This is a genomic window from bacterium (genome assembly GCA_009926305.1).
GTDB lineage: Bacteria > Bdellovibrionota_C > UBA2361 > UBA2361 > RFPC01 > RFPC01.
Genome location: RFPC01000017.1, coordinates 23,855 through 40,590 on the forward strand (window position 1 = coordinate 23,855; position 16,736 = coordinate 40,590).

Here is a 16,736-nt window from a genome sequence, read left to right on the forward strand (position 1 = left end):
CTTATTCCTCTTAGATACGACCGTCATTTAACCAGTAGCGGATAAGAAGTGCCGCCTGATGTGGATTCTCTTTTACAATCCGAGAGTTCTCTGCCATAAGTTCCTCAAGCTGCTCAAGATCCACAGACTGATCAATCTCTGGCAATTTACCTGCCTTGGAACGTTCAGCGTCAAGCTCTTGCTCAAGTTCTTTTAATCCGGTCGGTAATAAACGCTCAAGGTCAAGTTCTGCTTCTGTTGGAGTGATTATAAACCGCACAAGTGGTCGTACGATGATGAAGAAGAAGAGAATAAGAAAGAGAACTGGCCCAGCACGAAAAATCGCATTAAATATCATGTCTTGGGTAGCTTTCGCATCCATTTGCTCGACGAAACTATCGCTCTGCGCATTAAAGGCTATGTTTTCAACCGTGATTGAATCGCCTCGAACGGAATCATACCCAACAGCGCTTTTAACGATATTCTCTATCTTCTCTAGCATCTGATTTGGAAGTGGTTGAAACGTTTTTGTTTCAGTTCCATCCTCTGCAACTACTGAGTCATATGTTCCATCCACAACTACAGCAACCGAAAGTCGAGTAAGCGTTCCTTGTGGTGATCGGGTTCGGGAGACAGCGCGTGATACCTCATAGTTTCGAACTTCCTCGTTTCGCGAGCTCGAGCTATCTCCTGGACCATCAAGAGTATTAGGCGATGGATTAGACATATTTGAGACAATCCCTGGAACACCTCCTCTCTGAGATGTGCCTGTCCCTTCATTCATTGTCCGCTCTGAACGAAGCACCTTCCCTCCTGGATCAAACGTCTCCTCTTCGCGCTCACTCTGAGTGAAGTCCATATCAGCTGTGACTCGCGCGATTGCTTTACCAGGGCCTAATACTGTTGAGAGAACTTGCTCAATTCGACTAACAAATCCTTTTTCTATCTCACGTTGATATGCAAGACGGGTTGCTTCCATCTGTAGCTGATCACCCGTCTCATCTTCTGGTGTAGTCAATAGAGAGCCATTCGCATCCAAAATGGTAACATTTTCTGGTAGCAGTCCTTCGACACTCCCCGCAACAAGATGAGCTATTCCTTTTATCTGCTGAGAGATCAGCTCGCTTCTGCCAGACAGACGTAGCATGACCGATGCTGTAGGCTGCTGCGACTTATTAGCGAATACACTTTTCTCTGGTTGAGCAATATGAACACGTGCGGCATGGACAGCGTCAAGCGATTCTATGGTTCTCTCTAGCTCTCCCTGAATTGCTCGCGTAAACTTCACTCTCTCCTGGAAACTTGTTGTACCAAGATTCGAAGCTTCAAATATCTCAAGTCCGACTTTGCCACCTTGTACTATCCCTTCACCGGCTAGAGTCATGCGCAGCTCATGTACCATTGAAGGCGGTGAGATAGTAATAATAGTACCACCACCTTCTACCTGATATTTTACTTTCAAATCTTTTAAGCGCTCTATCACAGACGCAGAATCTGCCGGCTCGAGATCAGAAAATAGTGTCACAAACTCAGGGCGGTTCGCCCATTTAGACACAAAAATAATTCCAGAAACAGAAGCAATAAGTAATACAGGAAAGAGTATTTTCTGCACTAGTGGCAGCTTCATATACCCTTCCGTTAACTGAGCAAGAATCGCACTTGGATCAAAACTTGAAGCCACAAAAACCCCTCAAAAAAACTATTTAAACCTATACCTGTGTTCGCATTACTTCTTCGTATGCGCGTGTAATTCTCATTCGAATATTGTTCATGAGCTTAAAGGCGATATCTGCTTTTTCGAGAGCAATCATTGCCTCATGGGTTTGCACACCCTTCCCGAGAACCATTCCTTCAATTTTATGATCAGCATCTTTCTGAAGTGAGTCTACTTCCTTCATGGCATCGGTGAGCATATTCGCAAAGCCATCTCGAGACTTGCCAGTCTTATCCGAACTCCCTGCCTTCTCAAAGCCTTCAGTAGCACCACCCTTTTGTGCCTGTTCATACGCTTTAATAGAGCGAAGTGCAAAGTTTGGTGATGATAAATTTTCAATCGCCATCTATTATCCCTTCTCTTTAAAACCTACCCGCAATACTTGCTCCACGCTCTTCAATCTGCTTCGTAGTTTGAATCGCGTTTGCAGCAGCTTCATAGGCGCGCGTTACAGACATAAGTTCTGTCATCTCGCTCACCACATTAATATTTGGATATGCAACAAACCCTTGCTCGTTAGCATCAGGATGCCCAGGCTTATAGACCATTTTGGGGCTCGACTCGTCCACGACTACCTTTTCCACCTTAGGCTTAGCGAGCGAGACATTATCAAGAGCATCACGAAACTCCTCGGCCACCTGTACAAGCATTCGCTTTTTGTAGGGACCACCCTCAGGGGTTCTTGTCGTTTCGGCATTCGCAATATTTGATGCCGTAATATTCACTCTTTGACGCGCTGCACTGAGAGCAGCTGAGAGGCTTTCAATTGCTTTGAACATACGTGCTCCTTTATCTCATCGCTTGCTGTATCGCGAAGCGAAGCATTTGCATTTTCTTTCTTACTACCGAAGCCGCCGTCGAATACTTCCCAGCGTTATAGGACAACTTACCCATCTGGATATCGAGATCCACGTTATTGCCGTCTGCCTTGGTAGCACCAGTTAAATCTTGTATGAGACGTGCTTGCCCTTGCGACGCAAGATCAAGATGCTTATCACTCGTTTTTTGAAGATGAGAAGGAGCAGCCTGCGGTTGAAATGCTCTGTTTAATTCTGCCTTAAAGTCGAGGTCAACTGCGGTATATTTTGGTGTCTCGACATTAGCGAGGTTGCTGGTAATGGCACTATTACGCTTGTGATAGAGGTTCAGTGCCTGCTCCAGTGCTGCTGTGTTTTTATCAAAAATAGACCCTATGATACTCATGACGAATCCCTGACAGTGATTACAATGCTCCTGATACGATGTGCAAGGACCGTGCTAGATTCGCGAATAACTTTTACATGAATAATATCAGGGTGTTATGACTGTATAATCGGCTTTTGTCGCCTCTGTTCGTCAAGGATTTGACGAACAATTTTTTGCCAAATCTCTACAAACACAAGACACAAACAACTCACAGGCGGAGGATACTACCCTGAATGAGCCACCATTTCTCGCAGGTGAGCCACTTCAACTTTTGCAGTTTCTACTTCCTTTAAAGCTGGAGTCTCCAAGATCACTGGTATCTCAGAAATCTCTTCTCGAGCAAGGAATGCAGTCAAGGCATCTTCTCCTATAAGACCCTCTCCAAGATTCTCATGCCGATCTTTTCTACTACCGAGTTCCGTCTTGCTATCATTCAGGTGCACACACCAAACTCGGGAAAATGAATAACATTCATCAATCTGCTGAAAGACCGAATCAAGCTCCCCTCTCCAATCGTAACCGCTAGCCCACATATGCTGGGTATCAAGCCCAAATCCGAGTCTTGAATCATCTTGTACTAAATCCGAAATTTCCTTTAGCTCTTCAAGACGGTCTCCTATAATCTTTCCCGCTCCAGCTGCTACCTCTAAAATGAGTCGTGAGCGTTCATCACTCTTTTCAAGAATTTCACTGATTGCTGATGCTACCCGCCTAAAACCTTGGGCTTCATCTGGCTCATCCTTTAAGCTTCCCACATGAACCACAACTCCATCACCATTCAATCGAGCATTTAAATCGAGATAGAACTTTAGCGAGTTCTTCGCTTTTTCAAGTTTCAGCGGGTCCGGCGTCGCTAAGTTAATCAGATAAATCGCATGGAAAAATACTTTCTCAACCGGTGATGATTCACGAGCACGGAGAAAAGCATCCTCATAGCCAGCCGGATACGGCTTTAGATTCCAACGTTGTGGTGGTGATGGATGAATCTGAATAGCATTCACATCCAGTGTTTTTGCGTTGACGATCGCATTCTCTAATCCACCAGATACTGAAACATGTGCTCCAAAATACCGAACCATCCCTCATCTCCCAAACAAATCTATGCCTGTATCTTCCCTTTAATCTCTTCCAGACAATTCTCTTCCGCAACAACGAACACCATAGTTTTTAAAAGCGCGGACATACACTCAACATTCTTCTAACATGCCCTCTCTAAAATGCCCAAAAAGTACCAGGCAACCCCTTTTCATTCGCACTGATGCAATGTAATTTCAGGGGGTTGAGGCGAAAACATGTTCAGGGTTGAATTTAACATGAACTAAAACTACAACAGAATTGTGGGAAGTCATGAGAAACCACCAGGCTGGTGAAAATCGATGAACTCGCAACCTGATGAACTCGCAAAGATGACAAAGTCATAACAGGACAAAGTCATAACAGGGACACATTATGATTACAGTAAATCATTTATCGAGGAATTACGGGAAGTTTGTAGCGGTACGCGATGTCTCATTTGAAATACCCAGAGGTGCTGTGGTGGGATTACTCGGACACAATGGTGCGGGGAAGACCACTATAATGAAAGTCTTAACTGGTTACCTTGAACCCACTGAAGGGAGCGCTTTTATAGATGGATTAGACATTACCTCTCAACGGCTGGATATCCAAAGAAAGATAGGCTACCTACCAGAAAATTCTCCCGTTTATCCCGAAATGTCGGTCATTGATTATCTCGAGTATGTAGCAGAGCTCAGAGATATTCCTCTTGAAGATAGAGTTCCTGCTCTACGAAATGCGATTCAACGAACTGGCCTGGAAGAGAAAGTAGCAGATAACGTGAACACGCTCTCTCGAGGATTTAAACAAAGGGTAGGAGTTGCTCAGGCCATATTACATGAACCAGAGATCCTTATTCTTGATGAACCCACTAATGGGCTTGATCCTTCGCAAATTGAAGAAATGCGACAACTCATTCGAGATCTGAGTGAAAAAACAACCATCATTCTTTCCACACATATTCTGCAGGAGGTCAATGCCGTCTGCGACAGGGTATTAATCATATCCCAAGGTTCTGTAGTACTTGATTCACCCCTCGAAAATCTATCGGGTCGAAATCAGTTCCTACTGGAGACGGACTCACCTCTTCACTTCATAAAAGAAGCTCTCAAAAATATCAGCATTATAAGTGAGATACAGCAGGTCAGCACTCTGAATGGGCATGGCCCCACCCGAAATGAGTACCGTATTACCCTACAGGATGAAGAACCCACCGTTTCTGCGGAGATTATACGAACCCTGATCGAAAAAGGCTCAAATCTATTTGCATTCCAGACAGAGTCAAAAAATCTAGAGTCAATTTTTAAAGAGGTATCCAGCGATTGATGAGAGTACATGCTTCAATCAAAAGTATCTCTACTTCCAAAGATGCTAAAATAGAAAGGATAGGCGAGTAATGAACAAGGTGATTCGCATTGCAAAAAAAGAATTAGGTAGCTACTTTTCTTCCCCCGTTGCCTTCATCTTCCTCGGTGTCTTTCTCGCAATTAATCTCTTCTCATTTTTCTGGGTATCCCAATTTTTCGCTAGGAATATTTCTGATGTTCGCCCGCTATTCGAATGGATGCCGTTGCTACTGATTTTCCTCGTTTCCTCGCTTACCATGCGCATGTGGAGCGAAGAAAGGCGAGCGGGAACAGTTGAATTTCTTATGACGCTACCGGTCTCGACCTCACAACTCGTCTTCGGGAAAATGCTGGCCTGCCTATCGCTGATAGCAATATCTCTCCTCTTAACTCTTCCGATTCCCGTTACCGTATCTTTCCTTGGCGATTTGGACTGGGGACCAGTAGTAGGGGGCTATATTGCCAGTATATTCGTTGCTGGTTGCTATACCTCTATCGGCCTCTGTATCAGCGCGAGGAATGATAATCAGATTATTAGTCTCATCCTATCAGTATTGCTTTGCCTTGGATTATATCTTATCGGCTCACCCTTGCTTGTTTCATTCGTTGGCAATGACGGATTAGAGCTACTGCACGCGCTGGGAACTGGCTCGCGTTTTGAGTCTATTACACGCGGCGTCCTCGATCTGAGAGACATCTTCTATTATGTAAGTCTGATGGGGATATTCACGAGTCTTAACGTCTTTTCACTCGAACAAATCCGCTGGGAGAATCAACCAAACATCTCTTCGTCAACCAAACTGTGGAGAAATCTGACGCTGCTAATCTGCCTAAACTTTTTTGTTGGTAATCTCTGGCTGGCATCCATCCATTCAGTACGGATAGACCTCACCGAATCAAAGATGTACTCCATTTCTCAACCCTCAAGAAATTATTTAGAAAGTCTGACAGAGCCACTTCTTCTGAGAGGATATTTCAGCGAACGCACACATCCATTGCTGGCTCCCTTAGTCCCTCAATTAAAAGATCTCCTGCGAGAATATGAAATTGTGAGTAGAGGAAAGGTTCGCTCTGAATTCATCGATCCAAGAGAAAATCCACAATTGGAAGAAGAAGCGAGTGAAAAATATGGGATTAAACCAGTACCATTTCAAATATCCGACAAATATGACGTTTCATTGGTAAATTCCTACTTTGATATATTAGTGCTGTATGGTGATAAATTTGAGGTGATAAATTTTCGAGAGCTGATCGATATTCGAGTTGCTGGAGAAGGAGATATTGAAGTCCGACTGAGAAATCCAGAATATGATATTACCCGTTCGATCAAGAAAACACTCTTTGGATTTCGTTCATTAGAAAACTTATTCGAGAGCATCCCAAAACCGATCACGTTTGAAGGATACATCTCTCAAGCAGGACAGCTACCAGCAGAGCTCAAGGATCTCCGAGATAATCTTGTAGCCGCAGTGAATGAACTCAGTGAACTTGCTGCAGGCAAACTACAAGTGGAGATTAAAGATCCGGAAGAAGGTGGAGAGCCTTTTATGAAGGAGCTACAGGAGAAATATGGGCTCACTCCTCTACGAACATTGTTATCGAGCAAGCCATTCTACTTCTCTGCATTGTTGCGGATGGACGAGAAAATCATTGCTCTACCGATTCCTAATCCCGAAGATTTCTCTGCTGAATATGTCAAACGGGCCATAGAATCAGGGCTTAAACGTCTCGCGCCAGGTTTTGTCCGTTCCATCGGTGTGGTTACTCCGATGACACCAGATCCAAATCAATTCAGTCCGCAGGCAAGCAGCAAAGACTTTTTCTTACTCCAAGAACAACTCCAGCAGGAATATGATATTGAGTTGGTAGACGTGGAGTCGGGCACGATCGGAGAATCTGTGGACTTACTCCTTGTTCTTGCGCCTCATGATTTATCGAATAAGGCCCTCTTCGCTATTGACCAATTTCTCATGAAAGGAGGAACAGTTGCCCTAGCGAGCTCCCCATTTCATATCGCCAGAACTCAAACCGAACTCCGTGCCGAAGCGAAGAAATCGGGCCTTGAGGATTGGTTGAAATCTTATGGAATCTCTTTCAAGGATGCTCTGGTGCTCGATAATCAAAATGAAGGGTATCCAGTGCCGGTCCAGAGAGATGTAGGTGGAGGGTTTACTGTTCAAGAGATTCAAAAAGTACCCTATCCACTCTTTGTTGATGTTCGCGCTGCGGGGATGAACTCAGATTCGCTCATTACTTCAGGGCTTGGGCAAGTGACACTGAATTGGAGCTCCCCGATCGTCTTAGATGAGGAGAAGCTTGGGGACAAGAGCATCACTCGCATCCTTGAAAGCTCAGAAGATTCTTGGACTGCCAAGCTCGATTCGGTTATTCCCGACCCTATAAAATACGGCCCCCAGGGATTCCCCTCTGGAAAAATACAACCAAGTCTTTTAGCAGCAAGTATTGAAGGACAATTTCAATCCTATTTTGTCGGCAAAGAGTCGCCCTTGCTCAAGGAAAGCGCTATTCCAACTCCTGATGCCGCGAAGACTGATGCTACTGTTGTATCCGGAGTGATCGAAAAAAGTCCGAAGTCTGCCCGAATTATCATCTTCGGTTCTAACGAGTTCCTCACCGATCAAACTCTGCAGATTTCTCTTGGAGGAGGCACTTCTCGATACCTTAATTCGCTTCAGCTCTTACAAAATGCCGTTGATTGGTCATTGGAGGACCGTGGGCTACTTTCCATCAGAAGTCGAGGACACTTTTCTAGAACTCTCACACCAATGGAAAAAGATGCTCAGCGAAGATGGGAGTATGGAAATTATGTCACAGCCATCTTGTTGCTACTTCTCACATTCTTTGGATATCGGAAACTGCGAGAGAAGACGAAACGAAGACAAAAGTCATTACTGGAACAACTTTCATAGGAATCATGCAATGAAAAGCCTTCTACTCCCCTTAAGCATTCTTCTTGCTGTACAACTGTTGTTAAGTGTTATTCTGTCTGCTTTTCAAACTGACATGAGCTCTTTCACACCCGAAGAAGACTTTATTGCGCTCTCACTTGAGGATTTAGACGAAATCCTCATAACAGTACGAGAGGACAAGACACCTGAGCGCAGCCTTATCCTGAAAAAAGAGTCTGATATCTGGATTCTACCTGATTACTATCGATTTCCAGTATCTGGTAAAAAACTGCGAATGTTACAGGAGCAACTCTTTCAGTTGAAAAAACCATATCCTGTCGGCTCCACCAAGCTAGCGGCTAATCAGTTTGAAGTGAGCGAGAAGACATTCCAAACTCGAGTAGAATTTAAACAAGATGGCAAGGTGGTAGAGACTCTCTATCTTGGCACCTCTCCCTCATTCAAGAAAGTTCATGCGAGAACACAGAGCGACGAAAGAACGTATGCCATTAGTTTTAGTAATTATGAGCTCAAAGCCAAAGATAACGCCTGGCTGAATCGGGAATATCTCCACCTTCCACCGACAAAAATACAAAAAATAGAATTTCGAGATATTTCTCTTGAAAGAACTCAGGTTGACGCTGTCTGGCAGTTGGGCAACCTAAATCCCGACAAAGAAGAGTTGGATCTCGGGGCTGCGAACAGTCTGATCAACGATCTTACGAAAATCAATTTTCTCGATATTCTTGGCCAGGAAGTGAAGAAGGAATACAACCTCAGCAAACCAGCTCTATCGTATTCCATTTCACTGTTTAACGGCAGCAAAATTCAATATGAATATGGCAAGGTTAAGGGTGAGACTTATTACGTGCTACGAGTCAGTGATGAACCAAACCTGTTTAAGATTTCTGGATATCAGGTAGATAAAATAAAAGATGTATCAAGTTCTGCTTTGATAGAAGAAAAGAACGAATCAATCGCGAAAGAAGCAGCTCATAAGGGAAATGCAGGTAAGGCGGAGTAAACTGCTTACTCCAAGCTCTACGTGCAGTCTGACTACGCTACAGTTGAAGCTGCCCAGACAACTACCCGATTTTTATTAACATCCCGTTAGGCAACGATCCAGTACGGTAAGGGAGCCGAAAAGAAAAGTCTGGAAACTAGGCGTCAGTCGAGCAGGTTCCGCAGCCACCACTCGGTCCCTTTCCATTACAAGCATTGGAAGATTCACTAGTCGGCGCCTTACTGTCATTCGACGGAGAACTGGCTCCAGATGAAGTATAGTCTGTCTTATAGAAACCACTTCCTTTGAAGTGTATCGCTGTAGGAGTAATCTTTCTTACCACCTTCTGCCCAGTTGTCGGACATACAGATAGAATTTCATCACTTACTTTTTGAATTTTTTCAAACGTTGAGCCATCTTCACGCTCATACAAATATATAGGCATCTCTGTTAACTCCCTGAATCCCTGAAACTTCATTCTCTTGCAAACACGATAGCCCTCGTGATGTACCAGAGAAAAGAGGTCTCTGACCCGAAACTATACGCCTGTATCAAGGATTAGTCATCCCCGAAGCAAAATTCAAGGTCTCCTCATGCAACATCCAGAATCTATGAGGAAATCAGCTCTCCCCGGTCTATGAAACAAACCGTCGTTCGCAGCTCTGTTACAACCTTAGGGAAAATTGCTAGCACAGCTCGGCGATAGAGGGCTAGCTGCTCAGAGAACTGATTTTCTAGCATGTTCGATTCGCTTGATACGTATCCGGTCTTAAACTCTAGAATCTCTGCAACTCCATCTTCATTCACCACCAGTCGGTCTATCACTCCACTGACGACGTACTGCTCACTGTTCATTTCCTGCTCTATAAAGCTAAACGGAAGCTCACGATAAAGCTTCAGCTGTGACGGGTTAGCGCCATAACGGCTGGATTGGAAACAATGTGCAACTACTTCTGTTTGCAGAATCGATACAATCTCATCTGATAATGATTCCGTGGTTGGATCAATACCCGCTACACACGACATGAGTAGGTCTTTTAAGAAAGATGGCTGCTCTTCTCTATTCGGATACCAATCAATCTTTTCTATCAGCCGATGGATCAGAGTTCCTCGGAGCTGAGCACGTGAGTTCTTTCTTATCACCAAGTAATTGTTGCTTTGGGATGGTCTTTTCTTTTGCAAGAACTTCTTTCGGAGAGTTCCTTCCTGAGACTTTTGACGAACTACATATCGCACTGAATTCAGTTCCGAACTTTCCTCCTGTACGTGAATATGATTCGCCCACTGAGAATTCCCGTCTTCATAAGTAGACTCTCCTCCGTTGAGAAACTCTTTAATCAGGATATTCGCAGGCGTGAGCTTAACTCCTTTCCCCGTCTCTTGCGCATAGAGGTATAAAGCATATTTTGCCCGACTTAAAGCTACATAGAGAACCGAGAGCTCTTCGGTCAACTGATTCCGTATGACAGCATTATACATTTTCTCAATTCTGCCAAAGAGCTGTCTTTCCTCTTTCTTTACATACGGGAGGAGTTTTTCAATTTCGCCGGAAAGCCTTTCATACTTGAGGAAATCACGATCCTGCGCAGTATCCATTGCATAGGTCAACTCAGGCAAGAACACTGCATCAAATTCTAGACCCTTGGACTTGTGAATAGTCATTACCCTCACAATTCCAGCACCCTCATCTTGTACCCGCTCCGCTCGTACATACCGTATAAAATCACCAATCTGCGAATATGATTTATTATCGTGCGCGAGAGCAAGTCTCATCAGCTGCTCACACCGAGTCACATCTCTAGGTGTAGAAATCTTAATGCATGCTGTGATTACGTCCTGTAACACTGAAGCGAGACCTCTTTCGGCAATTTCAGCTGTCAAGGAATCGAGGCCACCATCGAAATCCCCATATCGGTTTACTAACCATTCTGCGATTGGAGTCTGTTGAATATGATAGCGGCTCCGAGTATCGCCTCGATACATTACAATCTGAAGAAGATGTAAACACGCGACGACAATTACTGAATCAGTCAGAGCACTTCCACCTTCAGCACTAACCTGCAATCCGAGAGATTCGCATGCTCGAACAAACGGCAGGATTTCTTTATTCTTTCTAACCAGAATGGCTATCTCTAAAGAACTGTTTTGCTGCAAGAGTTCGTTTACCCTATCAGCGATGTACTCTGAGGAAGACCCTGCTGATTCCTCTTCACCGATAGTCTCCAGTGAGATATATCCCGGAATATCATTGCGAGCTGCATGATGCGCGCTGTACGCACCAAGCCAGTCCTTAACCACACTACGATGCTCATCAAAAAGCGAACATTCTTCTAAATCGGTGAATAGCTTGTTAAGAAATGAAATAACTATCGGACTGGAGCGATAACTTTCCTTTAAATCTACGCTCCGCATATGGGGATAGCTCTCTTTTACCTCGCGAAAAAGAGTGGCTACTCCACCACGCCATCCATAAATACCTTGTTTTGGATCTCCAACGATCAAAGCGCTTCGTTCATTATCCGGCGAAGATGCTATCTCATCGGTAAGTTTCGAGAGTACGTGCCACTCACTTCGGGTCGTATCCTGATATTCGTCAATGAGGACATGTGAAATGCGACGATCCAGCCGATAAGCGATATGGAGCATATCAAGAGAACTTACCGTATTCGCCAGTAATATTTTAATATCAGAAAAGCCATAGCAACGACTACGACTCTTTTCGGCTAATAGTGCAGCTTGGTAACTCTCAAGAAAGGAACCAACAAACCTACTATCCTTCAGCATATCCTCGGCCATCCTTTTAGATACGAAACTAAGAGCCTCTCGAAATGCTTCCTCCCAGTCTTTGCGGATCTCGGTTCCAGAAAATTCTGTTTTCCCCTCTAAAAGCGATTTCGCTAATCCACTCTTGATAAACTCACTCCAAGCTTCTTCCTTCAGGGCACTTTTACTTTTGGTCAACATTTTCTTCCAACGCAGGTCTGGAGCACCATTTAATCGTAGGACATCGGGTAACCTATCGAAGCTATCAACGATCTCTTTTACGTTGGTTGCTGAAGACGTAAAGAATTTTGGCTCAAGCTCGTCGAATGACCAATCCCATGCCTCGACAGGTACATGAAGTGAAAGATCGGTGAGGCGTGTAAGTTTTTGGAATATTCTATTAAATACACTTCGCGAAGCATCAGCAGTAGTAATGGTATAGAGCAATTCCCGCCTCTCTTCGGGTGTTTTTTTCTGCAGGACATCCTGCAAAACCATCTGCTCCAACTGCTGCATATGGTACTGCGAGGGAATATCCCACGTATCTGGAAGCTCAATCTCTGATGAAAATAATCGGGCAAATTTTTGTGCGAAACTATCGAGTGTTTCTATAGGCAAAGACGAAATCTGCTCTAAGAGCGTGGTGAGCAGCTCTCCAGCTTTCACAGAATCAAAGGTTGGCACTTCAATAAAAGAAGCTACTGATTGTGCGGCAGTTTCATCTTCTGCACACTCAATAAGAAGGGAAACTATTCTTTGAAATATTTCATCTGCAGCCTTTCGACTAAACGTTGTAGCAAGGATACCATCAGGCCGCGCTCCCCTTGCTAATAAAGAAACATATCTTCGGACGAGTTGATAGGTCTTACCCGATCCAGCACTCGCCTGAAACATTATGAGAGGCTCAAAACTCACGATCCCTCCTCTCTGCCGTCGGAATATTCTAAAAGCGCTGAGTGCTGATCAGGCTCTATTAGCTCAGAGAAGTCATCGAACCTACTTTCGAGAATATTCGGAGGCCAAAACTCGCCGCGAATTACATTCTGTGCTACCTGTTGAGCTGCCCCTTGGGCCTCTTTTAGCTGACTCTCTGACCAAGAGGCAATCAACACCGCACTTTTACTTACGTTAGCGGGTAAAACAAAATAGCCGAGCTCAATATCTCCCTTAAATTTTAAGGCTCGCATTGCAAACTCATACAATGGAAGCTGAAGATCGCACCATTCTTCGTCTATCTGATGTGTTTTCTCTGGAGCAAATGGATTCATGGAGGTCTTGTAGTCAAGTGCAACCCACTTCTTGAGCTCAGGATGAAAGTCAATTCTGTCGATCTGGCCCCTAAGACCCATTGCTCCAGCGGATGTCTGGAGACCAACTTTCTTCTCATAGAATGGAAGCTCAACATGAACAATTTGCCAGCCATCTCTCCTCCAGGCTGCTTGCACTCGCGCAAATCCAGTCAGCCTCTCCTCAAGCTGTAGGCACTGAACCTCAACAGCTGGTTTGATTGCTGAACCTAATGCTTTGTGCCGCACGCGCTCTAATTCGATGAGTAAAAAATCTAATATCTCCTCTTGATTGGAAGAATCCTTGACTGACGAGTTCCCAAAGTTAGCCACTATATTGTGAAACAGGGTGCCAAACTGCATAGCACTGAGCTCCTCCTGAATCGGATCAAATGCTCGCAATCTCAGGATATGCTTGAGATAAAATCGGAATGGGCATAGGAGATAGTCACGAAATGATGTGACGGACATCGCTTCGACTTCTCTTGTCTCGATCTGCATGAAGTTTTCTAAAAACCATCCAGCTGTGTCACCAAATCCCTCACCGTAACTCATCAATCTCGCGTGTTCAGGAACCTCGACTAATGACTTTTTCGCATTACACAGCTTCGTCTCCAATGCACCACCAAAAAAAAGACGCGACGGGCGATAGTAATCTCCATTGATACTCATTTTCGGAAATATGAAGGTTACTCGCTGCTTCGAGTGCTGCGCATGAAGAGCATATACATAGTCTCTAACAAATTGTCGCTCTTTCGTCTCCATTTTGAGCAAGCCCTGCAACGCTTCTGGAAGCCACGCTCCTTCTCGCTCGCCTGCCGGGAGTACTTTGTCATGACATCCCAAAACAAGAAGGTGCTCTGCATCATCAAAAAGCGTCTCCAACCAACCGACTAGCTCAATTTCCGAGTCGCGCGGCCCTTGAGCTGCAGGCTCTTGTCCAGCTCCAAGCCGAAGTGCTAAATCAGCAAGGTATGAGAAATATTCTTCTGGCCGCCGGACCAAGCGGAGTTGGCGCTCAAATTCAGATTCAAGCCCCATGAGAACCTCTGAAAAGACCCCTTGTTCTGCTATATGATGCTGTAAAGTTGCCATCACATGCTTTTCGAGGGTCTCTATAAAATATTGTGGTGACATCTCCTCACTAAATACTTCTAAAAACACATCGACATGTCTCAACTCGTCCATATCAGCTGATACATCACCAGGGAATTGATTACTGTTAAGGGGGAAAATTCGTGAAAGACATCTTTCCGTTATAATACGCTCGAGATGCAAAAAAGACTCTGTCGTGTTCTCTTCTAAAAGAAGATACGCAGACCATTTAGATTTCAAAAGCGTCACGGCGGTCTGTGCCAAAGGGTTTTCAAGAAATAGAGATGCCGCTTTGAACCAGAGAGAGAGAGAACGATACTCCCCACCACACCTGGCAAATGTATGATGGGAAATATTATATGCTTCAAGGCTCTGTCGAACCAAGGGTTCATGTTGCTCATCAGCAAAACTCACGGTGATATCCTGTGGATGAATCCCATTGCTGAGAGCCTCTTGTAATACGTCAACAGTTATGGCTGCTTCCGATTCGCAGTCTGCAACACTACGCATAGCACCTTCTACGAGCCCCTCTTGCGCATGTACATCGGTCCAGTATTCTGGAATCAACGCGCCAGCCTCATTAACACCACCTGCATGTTGCTCTGGAAGTGGAATCAGGAGATGCGTTTCACAGGGGGCTCTCTGTAAAAATGTCTGATGGACTAGACTTAAGTCTAATGCTCCAATAATTACGAGTTTTTTCCCGTCTGATGCAAAACTCTTCAAAAGCGCACTCTGTCGCTGAAGAGACCGCTCACGGAGCCCATAATCCAATATTTTCTGGGCAAATAGGTGCTCTAATGCAACAAGTTGTTCCCAGCGTTCTTCGTAAAATGTTAATTCAGCCATCCGCTGCTGGATGATCTCCGCTGCTCCGCTGAACGTATATCCAGCTTGTCCAAGTTTTTCCCATAAAGCTGTTAACTGTCGAGCTGCCGTTCGAATATCTTTTACGCCCGTGAGCCAGCCAAAATCTTGCTCCTCCCCTTCTAACAGCACTTCTTCCCAGATAAACTCCACTTCTCGATTTGATAGGTAATGTCCTTTCTCACCGGCAATGTATTCTGGCAATAGACCGATCGATAAATACTCTGGGGGGACAAGAGCTGTTCCGTGTTCTGCTGCTCTCATAGTCAGAATTTCATTGAGTCGTCGACTTGCTCTCTTTCCCGGCAGTGCACACACGTAGTCCTGGAGCCAAAATGGATTTTCAGCATCTTCCGAGAGCCAAGAGGCTACGAGATGAAGAAAGTGTTGATTCCACCCTAAAAAGTGTCGCTTGATCAAGGCATCACTCATATCGAATACTACGCATCCTTTCTAGGATACACCTCTCTTCCGCCGCTCAAATCCATTTTATGTTACAGCCAATACTCGGCGACTGTTCAGAGGGCGGTGCATCACCTGCTAATGCAGCGTCAATTGCAAAGCGAAGGTCACATCCAGTTACTTTTATATCATTTCCTGGACGACTAGCATCGAATTGTCCCCTGTAGAATAACGCTCTATTCTCATCATAGAGAAAAAAATCGGGAGTACACGCTGCATCAAAATCACGAGCCACCGCCTGCTTCTCATCATAGAGATATGGAAATGAATAATCGTATTTAGCTGCTCTTGCACTCATTTCTTCAGGCCCGTCCATTGGGTATTGGCTTGCATCATTTGAACTGATAGCGACCACTCCAAGAGACTTATTCTCGTACTCTCGTATCAGTGCTAAGAGAACGTCATGAATCGCGATGACAAATGGGCAATGATTACAAATAAACATCACCAATAATGCTTTTTGGTCACTAAAGTCGTCGAGCGACACCTGTTTTCCAGTACATACGTCTGGCAGTGAAAACAAAGGAGCGGGCGTTCCAAGTTCGACCATCGTAGATGGTGTTTTTACCATATCGTTCCTCACAAGAGCTAATCGGTTTAACAGAGTGCAAGATTAGCTTGTTATCTGTATCTCCTACAAGATTTTTATCAAACGGAAGCCCTTCCATAGAAGGGTATCGCTACAGCGCATCACCCAAAAGAGAGAAATCAACTTTATCAGTTCTGAGGCGAGAGAGAAGCTGCACTCGTTCTAGATAGCTTTCAATGTCTTTGACCCCGACACATAGCCGTTTCTCGAGGTATTTCACCATACGATCATTGAATCGCCATCCTCGCTGCGCTGACAGTGCTTGTAGAAGTAACGATAATTCACTCCTGTCAGGATTACCAATCAGGAACTCTGTTCCTGCAGCAAAGCGCGTCCCTAGGTGTTCATCAAATTCATAAAATGAGGAGTCCTCTGCTCGGAAGAAAATTATAAGACCACCATGTACCCTCAAATCTTCAATACATTTCACCATGGGACCCGAGTTCCCTCTCGAAAAATGAACCAGTAGCTGATCTGCATCA

At 44.6% G+C, this 16,736-nt stretch carries 13 protein-coding genes; 3 read left to right on the forward strand and 10 right to left on the reverse strand.

What is annotated here, in order from left to right; translation table 11 throughout:
• Positions 1 to 10: 10 nt before the first annotated feature.
• From fliF to EBR25_04695, 5 genes are all read right to left on the reverse strand, one after another.
• Entirely contained in the window at positions 11 to 1,660 is a 1,650-nt protein-coding gene (gene fliF / locus EBR25_04675; GenBank protein ID NBW40286.1) for a flagellar M-ring protein FliF, read from the reverse strand.
• Positions 1,661 to 1,688: 28 nt separating this feature from the next.
• On the reverse strand, positions 1,689 to 2,039 hold the full coding sequence (fliE, locus tag EBR25_04680) for a flagellar hook-basal body complex protein FliE (GenBank protein NBW40287.1): 351 nt from the start codon (positions 2,037 to 2,039) through the stop codon (positions 1,689 to 1,691).
• 16 nt (positions 2,040 to 2,055) lie between these two features.
• The gene (gene flgC / locus EBR25_04685; protein ID NBW40288.1) at positions 2,056 to 2,472 is read right to left on the reverse strand and encodes a flagellar basal body rod protein FlgC; all 417 of its coding nucleotides are present in this window, start codon (positions 2,470 to 2,472) and stop codon (positions 2,056 to 2,058) included.
• 10 nt (positions 2,473 to 2,482) lie between these two features.
• Positions 2,483 to 2,896, reverse strand: coding sequence for a flagellar basal body rod protein FlgB (gene flgB, locus EBR25_04690; protein NBW40289.1), 414 nt, complete (start codon positions 2,894 to 2,896; stop codon positions 2,483 to 2,485).
• Between the two features lie 206 nt (positions 2,897 to 3,102).
• Positions 3,103 to 3,957 carry a deoxyribonuclease IV gene (locus tag EBR25_04695; GenBank protein ID NBW40290.1) on the reverse strand — a complete coding sequence of 285 codons (855 nt, stop codon included), beginning with the start codon at positions 3,955 to 3,957 and terminating at the stop codon, positions 3,103 to 3,105.
• Positions 3,958 to 4,327: 370 nt separating this feature from the next.
• On the opposite strand from EBR25_04695, the gene EBR25_04700 reads away from it, so the two are divergent.
• The 3 genes from EBR25_04700 to EBR25_04710 all read left to right on the forward strand — a co-directional run bounded on the left by EBR25_04700 (position 4,328) and on the right by EBR25_04710 (position 9,213).
• Positions 4,328 to 5,260 carry an ABC transporter ATP-binding protein gene (locus EBR25_04700; GenBank protein NBW40291.1) on the forward strand — a complete coding sequence of 311 codons (933 nt, stop codon included), beginning with the start codon at positions 4,328 to 4,330 and terminating at the stop codon, positions 5,258 to 5,260.
• Positions 5,261 to 5,330: 70 nt separating this feature from the next.
• Positions 5,331 to 8,210 (forward strand): ABC transporter permease, encoded by a 2,880-nt coding sequence (locus EBR25_04705; protein NBW40292.1) that lies wholly within the window; start codon positions 5,331 to 5,333, stop codon positions 8,208 to 8,210.
• A complete protein-coding gene (locus EBR25_04710) occupies positions 8,098 to 9,213 on the forward strand; it encodes a DUF4340 domain-containing protein (protein NBW40293.1) in 1,116 nt (371 codons plus the stop codon). Before EBR25_04705 ends, EBR25_04710 begins: the two co-directional genes overlap by 113 nt.
• Before the next feature lie 136 nt (positions 9,214 to 9,349).
• On the opposite strand, the gene EBR25_04715 is transcribed toward EBR25_04710, so the two are convergent.
• From EBR25_04715 to EBR25_04735, 5 genes are all read right to left on the reverse strand, one after another.
• Positions 9,350 to 9,637, reverse strand: a complete 288-nt coding sequence (locus EBR25_04715; protein NBW40294.1) for a zinc ribbon domain-containing protein — start codon at positions 9,635 to 9,637, stop codon at positions 9,350 to 9,352.
• A gap of 164 nt (positions 9,638 to 9,801) precedes the next feature.
• A complete protein-coding gene (locus EBR25_04720; GenBank protein ID NBW40295.1) occupies positions 9,802 to 12,870 on the reverse strand; it encodes a hypothetical protein in 3,069 nt (1,022 codons plus the stop codon).
• Positions 12,867 to 15,635, reverse strand: coding sequence for a PD-(D/E)XK nuclease family protein (locus EBR25_04725; GenBank protein ID NBW40296.1), 2,769 nt, complete (start codon positions 15,633 to 15,635; stop codon positions 12,867 to 12,869). Before EBR25_04725 ends, EBR25_04720 begins: the two co-directional genes overlap by 4 nt.
• 46 nt (positions 15,636 to 15,681) lie before the next feature.
• The gene (locus tag EBR25_04730) at positions 15,682 to 16,236 is read right to left on the reverse strand and encodes a thioredoxin family protein (GenBank protein NBW40297.1); all 555 of its coding nucleotides are present in this window, start codon (positions 16,234 to 16,236) and stop codon (positions 15,682 to 15,684) included.
• A 109-nt stretch (positions 16,237 to 16,345) separates the two neighbouring features.
• On the reverse strand, positions 16,346 to 16,687 hold the full coding sequence (locus tag EBR25_04735; GenBank protein ID NBW40298.1) for a hypothetical protein: 342 nt from the start codon (positions 16,685 to 16,687) through the stop codon (positions 16,346 to 16,348).
• Positions 16,688 to 16,736 lie beyond the last annotated feature (49 nt).

Excerpts from the sequence above, each read along its gene's own strand:
- fliE (NBW40287.1), bottom strand. The coding sequence starts at position 2,039 with ATGGCGATTGAAAATTTATCATCACCAAACTTTGCACTTCGCTCTATT.
- flgC (NBW40288.1), bottom strand. The coding sequence starts at position 2,472 with ATGTTCAAAGCAATTGAAAGCCTCTCAGCTGCTCTCAGTGCAGCGCGT.
- flgB (NBW40289.1), bottom strand. The coding sequence starts at position 2,896 with ATGAGTATCATAGGGTCTATTTTTGATAAAAACACAGCAGCACTGGAG.
- EBR25_04695 (NBW40290.1), bottom strand. The coding sequence starts at position 3,957 with ATGGTTCGGTATTTTGGAGCACATGTTTCAGTATCTGGTGGATTAGAG.
- EBR25_04700 (NBW40291.1), top strand. The coding sequence starts at position 4,328 with ATGATTACAGTAAATCATTTATCGAGGAATTACGGGAAGTTTGTAGCG.
- EBR25_04705 (NBW40292.1), top strand. The coding sequence starts at position 5,331 with ATGAACAAGGTGATTCGCATTGCAAAAAAAGAATTAGGTAGCTACTTT.
- EBR25_04710 (NBW40293.1), top strand. The coding sequence starts at position 8,098 with ATGGAAATTATGTCACAGCCATCTTGTTGCTACTTCTCACATTCTTTG.
- EBR25_04715 (NBW40294.1), bottom strand. The coding sequence starts at position 9,637 with ATGCCTATATATTTGTATGAGCGTGAAGATGGCTCAACGTTTGAAAAA.
- EBR25_04725 (NBW40296.1), bottom strand. The coding sequence starts at position 15,635 with ATGAGTGATGCCTTGATCAAGCGACACTTTTTAGGGTGGAATCAACAC.
- EBR25_04730 (NBW40297.1), bottom strand. The coding sequence starts at position 16,236 with ATGGTAAAAACACCATCTACGATGGTCGAACTTGGAACGCCCGCTCCT.
- EBR25_04735 (NBW40298.1), bottom strand. The coding sequence starts at position 16,687 with ATGGTGAAATGTATTGAAGATTTGAGGGTACATGGTGGTCTTATAATT.